Here is a 15,207-nt window from a genome sequence, read left to right as displayed (position 1 = left end):
AAAGAGTCAGTCTCATCGTTGAGGCTGGCTCTTTTTTTACTCTATTAAACTACTGAAAAAAATGAAATTATATCAACGATTTTTCAAATATATCTATCGTAACCTACAATATATCAACGATTTTTCGAATATATCTATCGTAACTTATAATATATCAACGATTCGACAAGAGATATCGATTTACCGACAAATTTTGACGTTAAAAGTACTTTAATATTAAAAAGGCGGTCCAAAATTTGGAACGCCCCCTATCTTCTCTATTCCACACAAGTAAACTGTGTCCAAGCCCCTACGTAATCTAGTAAGAATAACTCCTCTTCCGCAATTGTACCGACAATATTTTTCCGTTCATCTATCGGCATTTCTTTTAGAATGATTTGCAGTTCACCTTTATACTTACCAAATGAATTGTTACCAATTACAACTTGCCCTCTTTCCTGTAGTACGCTTTCGCGCACCGGGAAATCATAGTCTTTATATTTTTTACGTACTTCTGTAGAACGTACCATATACTCTGTTATGTCGCCGCGTCTTACATGTAATTCTTGCAGCGAGGCTCTCTTCTCTACTTCAGTCGCTTCGTCTACAAATTGTACTTTCAGCTGTAACATGTATCGATTTAAGTTTCCTAGTTTCTCTAACTCTTCCTCACTCGCATAAGCATTTCCGATAATGACATCATCAATTAGCCCTGTCGCCCATAAATGCTTCGCTTGCACTTCAATTGGTAAATTACGATGCTCTTCTAACGTACATAATCCGTCGTTAATATCCCATGGACCGATGTTTGCGGCATGTGATGTAATAAATGCTGCACTGCGAATACCATGCTTTTTAAAGCGTTCACTACAGCGAATGAAATAATCGTACGGAAGACCAGTGAATTTTTGCGGATAAAAATTATGACAACCAATTAAAGCTGATTTATTCGCTTGATGCGAAAGAATATTTTCTAAGTACGCAATATCGTTACTTACATTTAACTCAATTTTTAAACCGTACGGATTATTCGTCATTTTCGCTTCCGTTAATCCGTCAAAACCTACATCTAAACGAATACCGTCTGCGCCTAACTCTGCGAAAAATGATAGATCGCTATAACTAATATCAAGCTGATCAAACACAGCTGGAGCTACATCTAGAATAACTTCCATATTGTTATCTTTTGCGTGATTAATAATCTCTTTAAATTCAGCTACAATTTCTTCTTTCGGACGATTCACAGATAACAAACAAGTAAATATTCTTGAAAAACCGTGTCGTGCCGCTGCGGAAATATAAGCCATATCTTTTTCTTTCGTTGAATGTTCTGGATAAAGTGAAATTCCTAATTTACGCTCCATGCTTTTGCATCTCCTTCACACGTTGTATTAATGCCATGCTCGTAAATCTATATTTTGCAGATAAACATGTTGCACATAAAATTGTCGGTACAATAATTACGTACGGTGAGTGTAGACCTAACATTACATATGCACCCATTGAACAACCGATAAATAAAACTGATACTAGTAGTAACACTAATAAAGATTTACTTTGTACCCATTTCGAATAATGGGCAATACACTGTCCGACCACGAATGTAATTAAGATGATAATTGCTCCGAGCATTCTGTTTTCTCCTCTCCTGCTAATTGTTGTTTCTCATACATCTTGAAGAATGGATAGTAAATAACGAATGAGATAACAAAGTTAACAAGTACAAGTACACCAGCCATAATTGTCCAGTCCGTACTAATCACCGCTGCAATTGGTGCTAACATCGTAAATGGCAGTTTCGCCATCATGAGTGGAATCATACCTGAAACAACTGCGAAATATGATACTGTCGTTGTCACTAACGGTGTAATAACGAACGGAATAATTAAGATTGGGTTCATTACAATCGGAGCCCCGAAAATAATTGGCTCGTTAATATTGAATAAACCTGGTACGAATGATAATCTACCTAACTCTTTTAGGAACTTAGATTTAGAGAACATAAACATAATTACTAAAGCTAACGTTGAGCCTGATCCGCCAATCCATACGAACCATTGAATGAATTGCTCTGTAAATAAGTTTGGTAATTGATGTGCATTTCCTGTAGCCGTGAACACTTCCATATTTTCAAGAATTGCTGAATCCCACATCGGACGAATGATTGGTCCTAAAATCGCTGGTCCATGTATACCAAATGACCAGAAGAACACGATTAAGAATACTGTTAATAAACCACCGAATAAGTTATTTCCTACTAGTACTGATTTTAATGGTGCGATTAAGTATGTAATTGTTGTATTTACATCAAATTTCAAACCGTAGCGAATGCCCCAGAATAAAAGAATAACTACTAATGTTGGAATTAATGCTGCAAACGAATTTGAAACTGCTGGTGGTACACTGTCTGGTAATTTAATTGAGATATTATGCTTAATCATAAAGTGATAAATTTCTACTGCAATTAATGCTGTAACAATTGCACCAAATAAAGACGTTGCACTTAATGTTCCTACTGAAATATATCGACCTGCATCAATAACACCTGGTACAGCTTTCGTAATTTGAATTGGTTCAACTGATGCTAGTAAAAAGGCGAGTACAGATAGTAGCCCTGCACTTAATTGATTGAGCTGATAAAAGTTCGCGAGCGAAGCCCCTACACCAAACGCTGCGTATAATGCCATTAGTCCTACTGTAAATCGGAATGGAATATCTAAAATATGGCGAAACGGTGCAATCCATTCCATATATGCATCAATTGGTAAATTTAAAAAGATTACGAAAAATGACCCGACGATCGTTAACGGTAATGTAGAAATAACCCCGTTTCGAATTGCTAATAAATGTCGTTGTCCTGCAATCTTTTGCGTTGTTGGCATAATCTTTTGTTCCATAAAACTCATAAACCCATTCATCAATAGCCCTCCTCTTTCTCTCTACTATAAAAGAATGAAATAAACTTTATAACATTATAATGTTTATATTTAAAAAGATATAATTATGCTAAAACTAATTGTTCTGCTTGCCTAAGCACTTTCAAACCATCACACATGCCATAATCTCGTTGGTCTATAATTGCAACTGGTATGTTGTATGAATTTGCAAGAAACTCTACAGCTGGAAATAAATATTTCACTTGTGGACCGATTAAAACGACATCGGCTTCTTTTATTTCAAGTTTCACAAGTTCTGAATCAACCGCCTTAATTTTATAATTCTTCCCCTGTTTCTTTGCCTCTTCTTGCATTTTTCTTACGACCATACTCGTTGACATACCTGCTGCACAACATAATAAAATATACATCTTATACTGTCACTTTCTCTTCCACTCGTTTATGAAGAGTAATAAATTCTTCAGCTAGTTCTTTCACTGTAATTGCATTCATTAAATGGTCTTGTGCGTGCACTAACAGTAAACTGATTTCTGCATGATTTCCTCTTGCCTCTTCTTGAATTAGATCCGTTTGAATACGATGAGCTGCTGAAATTTCCTCACTAGCAAGTTTCATCTTTTCACCCGCATTCTCGAAATCTCCTTGTCTTGCAAAAGCGATTGCTTCAAGCGCCGCACTTCTCGCATTGCCACCATGTAAAATTAATGCAAATGGAGTTTGCATATCAGCCATTTTAAATTCCCCCAAGCTATATGTTTTCTATATTTTTATCTTATTATGAAAACGCATACAATTAAACATAAAAAACTTCCGTTATGTAACGGAAGTTTTTATATACTTTTTCAAAATGATAATAAAATCTCTTGAAAATTTTCAATTACCTCGGTCTGAGTAAGTTTCTCTATCGCACTTTGACTAGACATAATATCATATAAAAAATCATAAAGCCTTTGCAAATCTTCATTATTATTGCGCTTTACACTAAATAAAATAATTACTTGTACTTTTTTGTCTCCCCAATCAACAGCCTTTTCAAGTGTGCAAAACATCAAAAAAGTTTCCTCACTTAATAACTGCATCGGATGCGGGATTGCAACTGAATTCCCAACCGCTGTCGGAGACGTATTTTCTCTTTCCATAACAGAAGCATAAAAGTTTTCTGGTACATAGCGTTTCTCAGCAGCTTTCTCACATAAAAACTGAATAACATCCTCTTTCGTAGAAGCACTATGATTTAAAAAGATTAAATCTTCCTTAATATATTGCTGCACACTATTATTCACATGCGTAAACAACCGCTGACCAATCGATTTAATCTCTTTATCATCAAATATTGAATTCACTTTTATAACTGGAACAGGCAAGCCACTCGGTATATGAATCGTACTAATAATACAATCTATTTTTTCTTTATAAAGATCTTCTACTTTCAATTGATAATAGCCTGTAATACCTACAATCTCTAATTTATCTCGAAACTGTGATAAAATTTTATATTTTAATAGTTGTGCACTTCCTTGACCAGTCGCACAAACTAATAAACATCTTTTCTTTTGATTCTGCTCCTGCAAACGGCTCATCGCTCCGCCTAAGTGAATTGCAATATAACCAATTTCACTTTCAGGGATCGATTCACCCGTATATTCACCAATGATATCTCCAACGAGAATCGCAATTTCAAAAGCATACGGATAATTCTTTTTCACTTCTGCCAAAAGAGGATTTCTCGTATTTAACTTATACTTCAAACGATTTAATAACGTTTTTAAATGAATACCAAATCCAAATAATAATTCTTCATCATAATAAAAAATAAGATTCCGTTCTTCCGCTACTTTAAAAAGAATATGTTGCATAAATGCATATATATCTTTTCCTAATAGCTCTTCTACATTTTCATAGCGATCTCTCGTTGTAACAGCAGTACTTAATAAATGCATCGTCACATATAATACTTCTTCTTCTGGAAATAAAAATTTTAACTCTTTCTCTAAATCTCCTAAAATCTGCTTCGCAATTGTATATTCTTTCTTTATTATAAGTTCTGATTGCTCCGCATGCAGTCCTTTCATATAATGTTGACTTTGACAACGCTTTAATGCGATTGCAATATGAATGACTAAATTATCAATTTCTATATCAGATAAATATATTGTTCCACCCTCAATATACTTTAATATAATTGAACGAATAAGTGATATATGCGGTAGCGATAAATACGTCTCCGTCTGCTCAAATTGCTCATGAAACGGAGTATGGTCATAACGCGGTAAACCATATTGTGATAAACAAGAACGAATATTAAATTCCTCTCCAACAATACGTATACCATAATACGGTCTCTTCTCAATTTGTAATTTATAGCGACTACATATATCTGTAACATCTTTCATAATTAAATTGACCGTTGATTTGCTCACATAAATCTCTTCCGCTAATTCTGAAAGCTTCACATATCCCTCTGTCGTTAAAACACGCTGCAAAATGTACGCTATTCTTTCTTCATAAGAAGTTGGAATCTTTTCCGTCTGTTTTTGAAATAGACTCACACAAAAGTCTTCAAATTTCTTCGTTTGTATAATTTCTAATTCGTACCCAGTCCCTCTTTGCGATTCGATTTTCGCTCCGTTTTCTTCCAATATATCATTTAATAATTTTATATCCTTTTGAATCGTCTTCGTCGATACATGTAAACGGCCCGCTAAAAAAGCTCGATTTAACATCGATTTCTCTTCTAAAAACTCCTCTAAAATAGAAATTAATCGCTGATGCACCTTTGTCATAGCTCTTCCTCTCGCTCTTTATATATAAAGGGGGAAAAGCTGCTGAAATCAGTAGTTTTTCCCCTTTATATTCTCTCTATTTCTTTAATGTGAATCCGAATTTATCCCATGCTTGTAAATAATCTAGTAAGAAAATCTCTTCTTCTACAATTCGACCAACTACATTTGTTTTTCCTGTATTCACCATATCTTTTAATGCAAGTTGTAATTCGCCTTTATACTGGCCATATTGTTCATTATCAATTAATAGATCTCCACGCTTAATTTCACGCGTATTATGAGGTTTAAACTCTTCTTTTTTATATTTCACACGACTTTGTGTAGAACGAATCATATATTCAGATACATCTCCGCGATAAAAATGTGGTTCGTCTAATACGATAATTCTTTCTAATTCTGTCGTTGTATCATATAGTTCTATATCAAATGTTTGTTTCTCTTTATTTAATGCACCTAGTGCTTGTAATTCTTCTTCTGACGCATATGCGTTTGCAATAATAACATCATCAATTAATTCCGTCGCAAATAAATGCTTCGCCTGTGTTGTCATCGGTAATTCACGATGCTGCTCTAATGTACATAACCCTTCTGTTACTGGCCAAGGTCCGTATGTTGCATCAAATGATGAAATAAAAGCAGCCGTTCTCATACCGTAATCTTTAAATTGTTTCGAGCATTTAATGAAATGATTGTATGATAACCCTGAATAACGATGCGGATAAAAATTATGACAACCAATTAAATTTTCACGATTTGGTCTATGACTCATAATGTTATCTACATACTTCGTACCATTACTCATATTAATCTCAATTTTCAAACCATACGGATTATAAGTCATAATTGATTCTTCTAATCCTGAGAAACCAACATCTAAACGAATACCGTACGCACCTAATTCATGGAAGAATGATAAGTCATTATACGAAATACCTAATTGTTCAAAAACAGACGGACTAATATCAACTAATACTTGGAACCCTAATGCATTCGCATGAGAGATCGTTTCTTTAAATTCTTCTATAATTTTCTCTTTTTCTCCATCCACAGATAATAAACATGTGAACACACGTGTAAATCCATATTTACTTGCTAATGTTAAATACTCCTTATCTTTCTCTACTGTTGAATGTTCTGGATAAATAGAAATACCTAATCGTCTCATATGTACACGCCTCTTTCTTCATCATATTGTAAACCTTTTCAAATATATGTAGTGAAAAAGTATATATCCCCTTCTTGTTCACTACTCTTTTGAATCCGCTTTCTTTAAAGAAAAAACAATTTCTATCATTCTTAACACCTACAAGTCTATACATCTATACTTTACATCTTTTTTTCATAGTTGTGTAGCTTTTACACAAATTTGTCAGTTTTTCACCTTAAAAATTGTTTTCCGTTTTCAAGACACCTTCCTTGACTGTTGCATTGGCCAATACATATACTCGAAAGAAAAGAGAAAATTTTATATAGGGGATGAATATATGGGAGAAGCAATACTCGTAAAACGAGAACCGTTATGGACAAAAGAGTTTGTTGCTTTAATTTTTGCAAACTTATGTATGTTTTTAGGGTTTCAAATGTTAATTCCAACCTTACCTGTTTATGTGAAAGAAATTGGTGGCACAAGTTCCAATATCGGATTGGTTGTCGGCATGTTTACCGTCGCGGCACTTTTTGTTAGACCGCTAACTGGGAACGCCTTGCAAAAATTCAATAAAAAAATCATTTTAATGATCGGTACTGCTATTTGTCTACTCGCTATGGGCAGTTACCTTTTCGCCTCAACAATCTTTCTCTTGCTTGCTGTTCGTATTTTACACGGAGCTGGTTTCGGTATTACAACGACTACATATGGGACTGTCGTTTCTGATTTAATTCCCTCAGCTCGCCGCGGAGAAGGCATGGGATATTTTGGCCTTTCTGGAACAATTGCAATGGCCCTCGGTCCACTTATCGGACTATGGCTTATGCAAACATATAACTTCACAATTCTTTTTTTATGTGCATTATCGTGCACAATTGTTTCATTAATATTAACGAAACTACTTCAAATCCAAAAAACGAAACAGCCTCCACAACAATCATCTAGTACTTTTCTCGATGGATTTATTGAACGTAAAGCTTTACTTCCTTCATTATTAATATTATGTATTACATTAATGTACGGAGGAATCGGAAGTTTTATCACACTATTTGCTACAGAAGTCGGCATAGCTGATATTAGCCTCTTCTTTTTATGTAACGCACTAGCAATCGCTGTGACTCGTCCATTCTCTGGAAAGCTATATGATGCGAAAGGCCATACATTCGTCATCATTCCAGGAGTTATTATAACGTTTACAGGTATTATTTTATTATCGTATACGACGACAATTCCGAGCTTAATTATTGCTGCAGCATGTTACGGAAGTGGTTTTGGCGCGATCCAACCTGCACTACAAGCATGGATGATTGACCGCGTAGCACCGCATCGACGCGGCGTAGCAACGGCTACATTCTTCTCCGCATTTGACCTTGGAATCGGCGCTGGAGCAATTATATTTGGATTTATTGCTCATTTTACAAACTATGCAACTGTATATCGTTACTCCTCTCTATTACTTATTGCTTTTCTCTTCATTTACATTACAAGCATAAGAAAACAAAAGCATGGCGATACAAATACGGAAAAAGCTGCTGGATAATTCAGTGGCTTTTTTATCGTGTTAAAAGAATTGTTTTCCCTCGTTTTGCTGTTATAAAACTACATGCATTTTCCTACATATTTTTTTAACTTTCATCAAAAAATATACGATGAACTCGCAGATGCTATCCTTGATATTCAACTGAACAATATTATTCTAAAAAGTGTGATTTCTTTACAAAATTAAGATTTATACAGATGAAAACCAATAAAATACAGCTGTTTCTTTAAGGGTTTGTAAACTTTTCTTCCCTTTGTAAATTTAGTGTAAATTTTACTAGCAAACCGTTTACAGTGACTCAAGGTTCAGTTAATAATTACATCGTACATGAAATTTAAGGAGTGGAATGCGTGGAATATAATGTTCAAGATATGATCTTCCAGTTCATTGGTGGATTAGGTATTTTCTTATTCGGGATTAAATACATGGGCGATGGACTGCAACAAGCAGCTGGAGATCGTCTTCGTGATATTCTAGATCGTTTTACAACAAACCCACTTATGGGTGTACTAGCAGGTATGTTAGTTACTGTATTAATCCAATCAAGTTCAGGAACAACCGCTTTAACAGTCGGACTTGTAAGTGCAGGATTTATGACATTAAGACAAGCAATCGGTGTTATTATGGGTGCAAACATCGGTACGACAGTTACTGCATTTATTATCGGAATTAAAATCGGAGAATATGCTCTCCCAGTTATGGCAGTTGGAGCTATTTTACTATTCTTCTTTAAAAATAAAAAAGTACATTCTGTAGGTCAAGTTGTATTCGGTTTTGGTATGTTATTCTTCGGTTTAGAATTAATGAGCGCAGGTATGAAACCTCTTCGTTCTTTAGAGTCATTCCAAGAATTAACAGTTAGCATGAGTGACAATCCAATTTTAGGAATTGTTGTCGGTACAGTCTTTACTTTAATTGTACAAAGCTCAAGCGCAACAATCGGTATTTTACAAGAACTATTCGGTCAAGGTGCAATCGATTTACAAGCAGCTCTTCCTGTATTATTCGGTGATAACATCGGTACAACAATTACAGCTGTATTAGCAGCAATCGGTACTTCAATTGCAGCAAGACGTGCAGCATTAGTTCACGTTATCTTTAATATTATCGGTACAATTATCTTTACAATTTTATTAGTACCATTTACAAGTTTAATTCAATATTTCCAAACATCATTAAACTTGAATCCAGAAATGACTATTGCATTTGCACACGGAACATTTAACGTAACAAATACAATTATTCAATTCCCGTTCATTGCAGTGTTAGCATGGATCGTAACAAAAATTATTCGTGGTGAAGATGCAGCGATTGACTTCAAACCACAACATTTAAATCCAATCTTTATTGAACAATCTCCAGCCATCGCTTTAACTGAAGCTCAAAAAGAGATTATCCGTATGGCTGAGTTTTCATTACATGGATTAAAAGAAGCAAATCAATTTTTAAATACACAAGACAAAAAACACGCAAACATGGCTACTCAATTAGAAGGAGCTATTAACAATTTAGATAAAAAAATTACCGAGTATTTAGTTTTACTATCAGAAAAGCCACTTTCACCTACGGATTCTGAAAAACATTCTGTTTTAGCAGGTGTTGTTGGAGATATTGAACGTGTCGGTGATCATGTAGAAAACCTTGTAGAACTTGTAGATTTCCAAATTTCAAACCGTGTTTCACTATCAGACGAAGCATTAACTGAATTAAACGAAATGCTAGAATTAACGATTTCAACACTGCAAGACTCAGTTGAAGCTTTAACAAACTTCGATACTGAACTAGCTCAAACTGTTATTGCAAAAGAACGCAAAATCGACCAAATGGAACGTGTTCTTCGTAAACGTCACGTATTACGTCTAAACGAACGCAGCTGCTCAGGTGATGCAAGTATCATCTTCGTCGATATGGTAAGTAACTTAGAGCGCATTGGCGATCACGCTGTAAATATCGCTGACGGTGTTTTAGGCGAACAAGGAAAAATCAATTTAAAACAATCATTATAATGAAAAAAGAGACGCTAACTTAAGCGTCTCTTTTTTCATTATATTTTAACAACTGTTCTTCCTTTTAACTTTCCTTGCAATATAAGTGTAAACTTCTTCTCTAATTCTTCTAATGTACATTCTTCTGTATAAGATAGTAATTCTTTATTTCCCCATTCTTTCGCTAAAAGCGTCCACACATCTCTTCTCACATCCACTGGACATTGCACGGAATCTACCCCTAAAAGGCTTATGCCTCGTAAAATAAACGGATATACCGTTGTATGTAATTCCTGGCCTGCCACATTACCGCATGTCGTTACACACCCACCATACTTTACTGTTTTTAAAGCTGTTTCTAACATATGTCCACCTACAGTATCGATAACTCCGGCGTATAGCCCTTTTAACATCGGTCTTCCTGATTCATCATTCAATTCCGCGCGATGAATCACTTTTTTCGCTCCTAGACGTAGTAGCATATCTTCCTCTTCTATTTTTCCTGTCGCTCCTACTACGTTAAACCCTAACTTACTTAATATACTAACAGCTACACTCCCTACGCCGCCTGTAGCACCCGTTACTAAAACATCTCCCATACTAGGCTTGATTCCTGCTCCAATAAGCTTATATACCGACAAAGCAGCAGTAAAACCTGCTGTCCCATACATCATACTTTCTTTTAATGACATTCCTTCTGGTAAAGGCACGACCCAAGATGATGGGACGCGAATATATTCTCCGAAACCACCAGAGGTATTCATACCTAAGTCATATCCCGTTACAATAACTTGATCTCCTACCTTAAAGGAGGTATCTTCACTACTCACAACTTCTCCTGCGGCATCAATTCCTGGCGTATGAGGATATGTTCTCGTAACACCTTTATTACCAGTAGCTGAAAGGGCATCTTTATAATTTAATGAAGAATAATGAACTTGTATGAATACGTCTCCCTCAGGTAAACTACTTACTTCTCTCTCAACAACTTTTCTTACAAACTGATGATTTTCCGTTTCGTTCACAACGATTGCTCGGAATGATGTATGATTCATTATGCTCTCTCCTTTATCCGTCAAATTCTTCTTTATTATATAGAAGAAATAAGTAAGCTTACTCATTTCTTCTTGGCTATATTTCAACAAATCTTACTTCCCTATCGCTTTCTCATAATATATATTTTCATTTCTACTAATAGCCCTTATACTTATTCTACATCTACAAAATAATATATAGAAAATCTGACTTTTTATAAATAAATTGAATTTTTACGAAATGTAAATGATTTGTAATGTTTTTTTTCGCTAAATTTCATTATAATAAGTGGATATGAGTGTCGTATTTCAATCCAAATGAAGGAGTACAGGAAATGGAGCAAAACCCATCTTTGCAAGAAAATACACGCAGTAAACCGAAAAAAAATAAGAAAAAAATAAAAATTATTATAAGCGCTATACTATTCGTTTTATTAATAGGCGGCGGTTATACTTGGTTTTTAGTAAATAAAGCATCTTCTGCTGTTCGAAATGCAGCACACGATTTAGCACGCGGTGATAAATCAGATTTACGAGATAAAGCTGTAAAACCTATTACAAATAACGTCTCTGTTTTAATAATGGGTGTTGATGAAAGCGATGTCCGAGGAAAAGAATATGGTGAAGCTATAAGAACAGATGCGCTTTTACTTGCAACATTTAATAAAGATAGCAAAACTGTTAAACTATTAAGTATCCCACGTGACACATATACTTATATTCCAATAGAAAAGAAAAAAGATAAAATTACACACGCTCATGCATTCGGTTCTGCTAAAAACGGGAAAAATGGTGGACCACAAGCAAGCATTGATGCAGTTGAAAAATTAATGAATGTTCCTGTCGATTACTTTGTAAAATTTAACTTTAAATCATTTATAAAAATCGTCGATGACTTGGGCGGTGTTGAAGTTGATGTACCAGTTGAATTTACTGAGCAAGATAGCAATGATAATGCTGAGGCAATTCACCTAGAAAAAGGTGTTCAAAAGTTAAATGGCGAAGAAGCTCTTGCTCTTGCTAGAACAAGACACATCGATAGTGATGCAATGCGTGGACAACGTCAACAACTCGTTATCGAAGCTATTTTAAAGAAACTAACAAATGCTGGTTCTGTAACAAAAGTTGGCAACATCATTGATGATATTAACGGACAATTTGTTACAAACTTAACATTTGATGATATGCTTTCATTCTATAAGTACGGATCGGATTCGGAAATTGAGAAATTACAAATCCAAGGTGATGATTGCTATATGGCAAAAGGTGACGATACATGTAGCAAATCTGCTGGTGGTGGTCGAACTTACTACTACAATCCAGATAAAAAAGAATTAGCTAATGTTACAAATGAACTTCGTACTCATCTTGGGCTACCTGCATATACAAAGTCTGACTCAGACTCTGATTCGAAAAAGACAAAAGAATCTAAGTCTGAAAATTCAAGTGAACGCGAATCAAGTAACAATGAAGTGAAAAATAAGAACAAAAATAGCAGTGAAGATACAGAAACATCATCTAATGACAATGAATAATATAGAAGCGGTTCTCTATGGAGGTAGAGAACCGCTTCTTTTTATTCTTCTAAATACAAAAATCAGAACTTTCTAACTATCTTTTTTAATATTTTTAAATTATAATAAATAGTAGCAATCTATTCCAATTATCAGGGGGCTCATACATATGAAAGCTGCAGTAAAACATAACATCTCAGATTTTAAAGACTACTTAAAATCCAACGATATATACATGGAAGAAAATATAGATGAAAATGATGGCTCTGTTCATTTTTCAGTAGGATTAGAGACAGAAGCTGGCGCAAAAATTCAACTTATCGCTGCTTTCCAAAACGAACATCCTACGGTGGATATATACTGCTTCAATGTTGCTCACGTGCCTGATGCAACATCAACAAATGATATTTTACATGTCATTAATGAATTAAACACATCTTATCGCTTTGCAAAATTCACATTAAACAAGCAAAATGCAATTGATATTTCAGCATCTCTTGCATTCTCAGAACCAAACTTTAATCCAGCACTTGTCTTTGAACATACGAGAATGCTATATAAATTAGCAAATGACGAATATAAAAACTTAATGAAAGTTATTTGGGCATAAAGTGAAACTATAATCCGTTAGGTTTACGGGCAATAAATAAAAGGATGGGCTGCAAGCAGCACCATCCTTTTATTTCGATATCATATCAATCCACATTTTAACAGCAGTTCCTACAATTAAAGTGGACAATACATATTGCAGTACTTTTTGATTTAGCCTCTTCCCGACTCGTGCTCCAAGTGGCGCAGCAAATATACTTGCAACCGCAATAATTAGAGCTGGAATGATAACTACTTGCCCAGTAATCACTTTTCCGGTAGTAATCCCTATTGAGGAAATAAACGTAATAGCGATAGATGTTGCGATCGTCATGCGCAGTGGTAATTTTAAAATAACTAGCATAATGGGAACTAAAAGGAACGAACCTCCAGCTCCTATAATGCCTGAAGCTCCCCCTACAACGAACGCTAACAAGCTTGCTAACCATTTATTATACTTCACATCTCCACTATTATTTTGTTTCGGTACAAACATCATAATAGCTGCAATTGTAGCTAATGCTGCATAAACAACATTAACTGTATGTTCCTCTAATATGTTAGCACCGAAACTCCCTATGAAGCTTCCTATTAATATACTAGCTCCCATATACATAACTAATGTTTTATTCATGTCATTACTTTTCCGGTATGCCCACGCGCCTGCAAAAGTTGCAAAGAATACTTGTACCGCTGTAATACCGCTCACTTCATGTGACGTATAGCCAGTAAATCCTAGCAATACTGGAATGTATAAGATCATCGGATAATTAATAATCGCGCCACCAATCCCAACCATTCCTGATATAAACGATCCTATAAACCCAATTATAAAAAGTAATACGACTAAGCTCATCTTACATCCCCCGCCTTCTAAAAAGAAGGTGATTTAAATGAATAAGTTTACATTCCCATCCGAAGCATCTGCTAAATATGCCCCTACACCTGCAAACTCTACCCCTTCCATAATCTCTTCCTCTTTTAACCCTAATAAATCTACTGTCATTTGACAAGCTACAAGTTTAATTCCTTGTTCTTTCGCCAAATCAATTAAATCTGGCAAAGGCATTGCGTTATGTTTTTTCATAATGCCTTTAATCATCTTCGGCCCCATGCCAGCAAAATTCATTTTGGATAATCCCATCTTATCAGCACCGCGTGGCATCATTTTTCCAAATACTTTTTCTATAAATGTTTTCTTTACATTCACATGCTCATCTTTCCTTAAAGCATTTAATCCCCAAAAAGTATGAAAAATAGTTACCTCTTGATCATACGCCGCTGCACCATTTGCAATAATATAAGCAGCCATTGCTTTATCGTAATCTCCGCTAAATAAAACGATTGTCGTTTTTTTCTGCTGTTCCATGTTGTTCCTCCTCTAAATTACCTATAGGGGTATTTAATTGTTTATAAAAAGGCTCAAATCTTTTATCTCTATGCTATATGACTTTACCTTCCCAAGCTAACATACCACCTACCATATTGATCGCTTGAAAACCGTAACCTTCTAAAAATTGAACGGCTCTTGCACTTCTCGCGCCAGAGCGACACACGATAATATATTCTTTCTTTTTATCCAACTCATGCATACGAAACTCTAATAGCCTTAGTGGAATATTACATGCTTCTTGAATTCCCCCTTCAGCTACTTCTTCTACTTCACGGACATCTACGATATTTACTGCTTCTTTACTTAACAATTTTTCTTCTAATTCTTTTGCTGTCATTTCTTTCATT

Annotated in this window: 15 protein-coding genes; 4 read left to right on the top strand and 11 right to left on the bottom strand. The window is 35.0% G+C overall.

Going from position 1 to position 15,207, the window contains the following annotated elements; genetic code table 11:
* Nucleotides 1-257: 257 nt before the first annotated feature.
* The 7 genes from AC241_RS04220 to AC241_RS04190 form a co-directional block, all read right to left on the bottom strand.
* Complete coding sequence (locus tag AC241_RS04220; protein ID WP_029441686.1) at nucleotides 258-1,343, bottom strand: DUF871 domain-containing protein; 1,086 nt, start codon at nucleotides 1,341-1,343, stop codon at nucleotides 258-260.
* Nucleotides 1,333-1,611, bottom strand: a complete 279-nt coding sequence (locus AC241_RS04215) for a hypothetical protein (protein ID WP_000900046.1) — start codon at nucleotides 1,609-1,611, stop codon at nucleotides 1,333-1,335. Before AC241_RS04215 ends, AC241_RS04220 begins: the two co-directional genes overlap by 11 nt.
* The gene (locus AC241_RS04210) at nucleotides 1,587-2,897 is read right to left on the bottom strand and encodes a PTS sugar transporter subunit IIC (protein WP_001013060.1); all 1,311 of its coding nucleotides are present in this window, start codon (nucleotides 2,895-2,897) and stop codon (nucleotides 1,587-1,589) included. The genes AC241_RS04215 and AC241_RS04210 overlap by 25 nt, the downstream gene beginning before the upstream one ends.
* A gap of 83 nt (nucleotides 2,898-2,980) precedes the next feature.
* On the bottom strand, nucleotides 2,981-3,286 hold the full coding sequence (locus AC241_RS04205; protein ID WP_000275645.1) for a PTS sugar transporter subunit IIB: 306 nt from the start codon (nucleotides 3,284-3,286) through the stop codon (nucleotides 2,981-2,983).
* Nucleotide 3,287: 1 nt separating this feature from the next.
* Complete coding sequence (locus AC241_RS04200) at nucleotides 3,288-3,608, bottom strand: PTS lactose/cellobiose transporter subunit IIA (protein WP_000774623.1); 321 nt, start codon at nucleotides 3,606-3,608, stop codon at nucleotides 3,288-3,290.
* A gap of 110 nt (nucleotides 3,609-3,718) precedes the next feature.
* The gene (locus AC241_RS04195; protein WP_050842628.1) at nucleotides 3,719-5,659 is read right to left on the bottom strand and encodes a BglG family transcription antiterminator; all 1,941 of its coding nucleotides are present in this window, start codon (nucleotides 5,657-5,659) and stop codon (nucleotides 3,719-3,721) included.
* 76 nt (nucleotides 5,660-5,735) lie between these two features.
* Entirely contained in the window at nucleotides 5,736-6,824 is a 1,089-nt protein-coding gene (locus AC241_RS04190; protein ID WP_029441684.1) for a DUF871 domain-containing protein, read from the bottom strand.
* Between the two features lie 319 nt (nucleotides 6,825-7,143).
* On the opposite strand from AC241_RS04190, the gene AC241_RS04185 reads away from it, so the two are divergent.
* Nucleotides 7,144-8,346: an MFS transporter gene (locus tag AC241_RS04185; protein ID WP_016082758.1), complete on the top strand. Its 1,203-nt coding sequence runs from the start codon at nucleotides 7,144-7,146 to the stop codon at nucleotides 8,344-8,346.
* A gap of 350 nt (nucleotides 8,347-8,696) precedes the next feature.
* Complete coding sequence (locus AC241_RS04180) at nucleotides 8,697-10,352, top strand: Na/Pi cotransporter family protein (RefSeq protein ID WP_050842626.1); 1,656 nt, start codon at nucleotides 8,697-8,699, stop codon at nucleotides 10,350-10,352.
* Nucleotides 10,353-10,390: 38 nt separating this feature from the next.
* Here AC241_RS04180 and AC241_RS04175 read toward each other — a convergent pair whose 3' ends face one another.
* Nucleotides 10,391-11,386 (bottom strand): YhdH/YhfP family quinone oxidoreductase, encoded by a 996-nt coding sequence (locus AC241_RS04175; protein ID WP_050842624.1) that lies wholly within the window; start codon nucleotides 11,384-11,386, stop codon nucleotides 10,391-10,393.
* Nucleotides 11,387-11,700: 314 nt separating this feature from the next.
* Here AC241_RS04175 and AC241_RS04170 point away from each other — a divergent pair, with 314 nt between their 5' ends.
* On the top strand, nucleotides 11,701-12,900 hold the full coding sequence (locus AC241_RS04170) for an LCP family protein (protein WP_016082761.1): 1,200 nt from the start codon (nucleotides 11,701-11,703) through the stop codon (nucleotides 12,898-12,900).
* A 148-nt stretch (nucleotides 12,901-13,048) separates the two neighbouring features.
* Nucleotides 13,049-13,489 (top strand): hypothetical protein, encoded by a 441-nt coding sequence (locus AC241_RS04165; RefSeq protein ID WP_000642361.1) that lies wholly within the window; start codon nucleotides 13,049-13,051, stop codon nucleotides 13,487-13,489.
* A 69-nt stretch (nucleotides 13,490-13,558) separates the two neighbouring features.
* On the opposite strand, the gene AC241_RS04160 is transcribed toward AC241_RS04165, so the two are convergent.
* The 3 genes from AC241_RS04160 to AC241_RS04150 form a co-directional block, all read right to left on the bottom strand.
* On the bottom strand, nucleotides 13,559-14,323 hold the full coding sequence (locus tag AC241_RS04160; RefSeq protein ID WP_000060742.1) for a sulfite exporter TauE/SafE family protein: 765 nt from the start codon (nucleotides 14,321-14,323) through the stop codon (nucleotides 13,559-13,561).
* 33 nt (nucleotides 14,324-14,356) lie between these two features.
* On the bottom strand, nucleotides 14,357-14,836 hold the full coding sequence (locus AC241_RS04155; protein WP_000437741.1) for a DsrE/DsrF/DrsH-like family protein: 480 nt from the start codon (nucleotides 14,834-14,836) through the stop codon (nucleotides 14,357-14,359).
* 73 nt (nucleotides 14,837-14,909) lie between these two features.
* On the bottom strand, nucleotides 14,910-15,206 hold the full coding sequence (locus AC241_RS04150; RefSeq protein WP_029441681.1) for a rhodanese-like domain-containing protein: 297 nt from the start codon (nucleotides 15,204-15,206) through the stop codon (nucleotides 14,910-14,912).
* Between the last annotated feature and the right edge of the window lies 1 nt (nucleotide 15,207).

Origin of the sequence: Bacillus thuringiensis (assembly GCF_001182785.1) — a bacterium.
GTDB lineage: Bacteria > Bacillota > Bacilli > Bacillales > Bacillaceae_G > Bacillus_A > Bacillus_A thuringiensis_S.
This window is presented reverse-complemented; position numbering and strand designations above follow the sequence as displayed.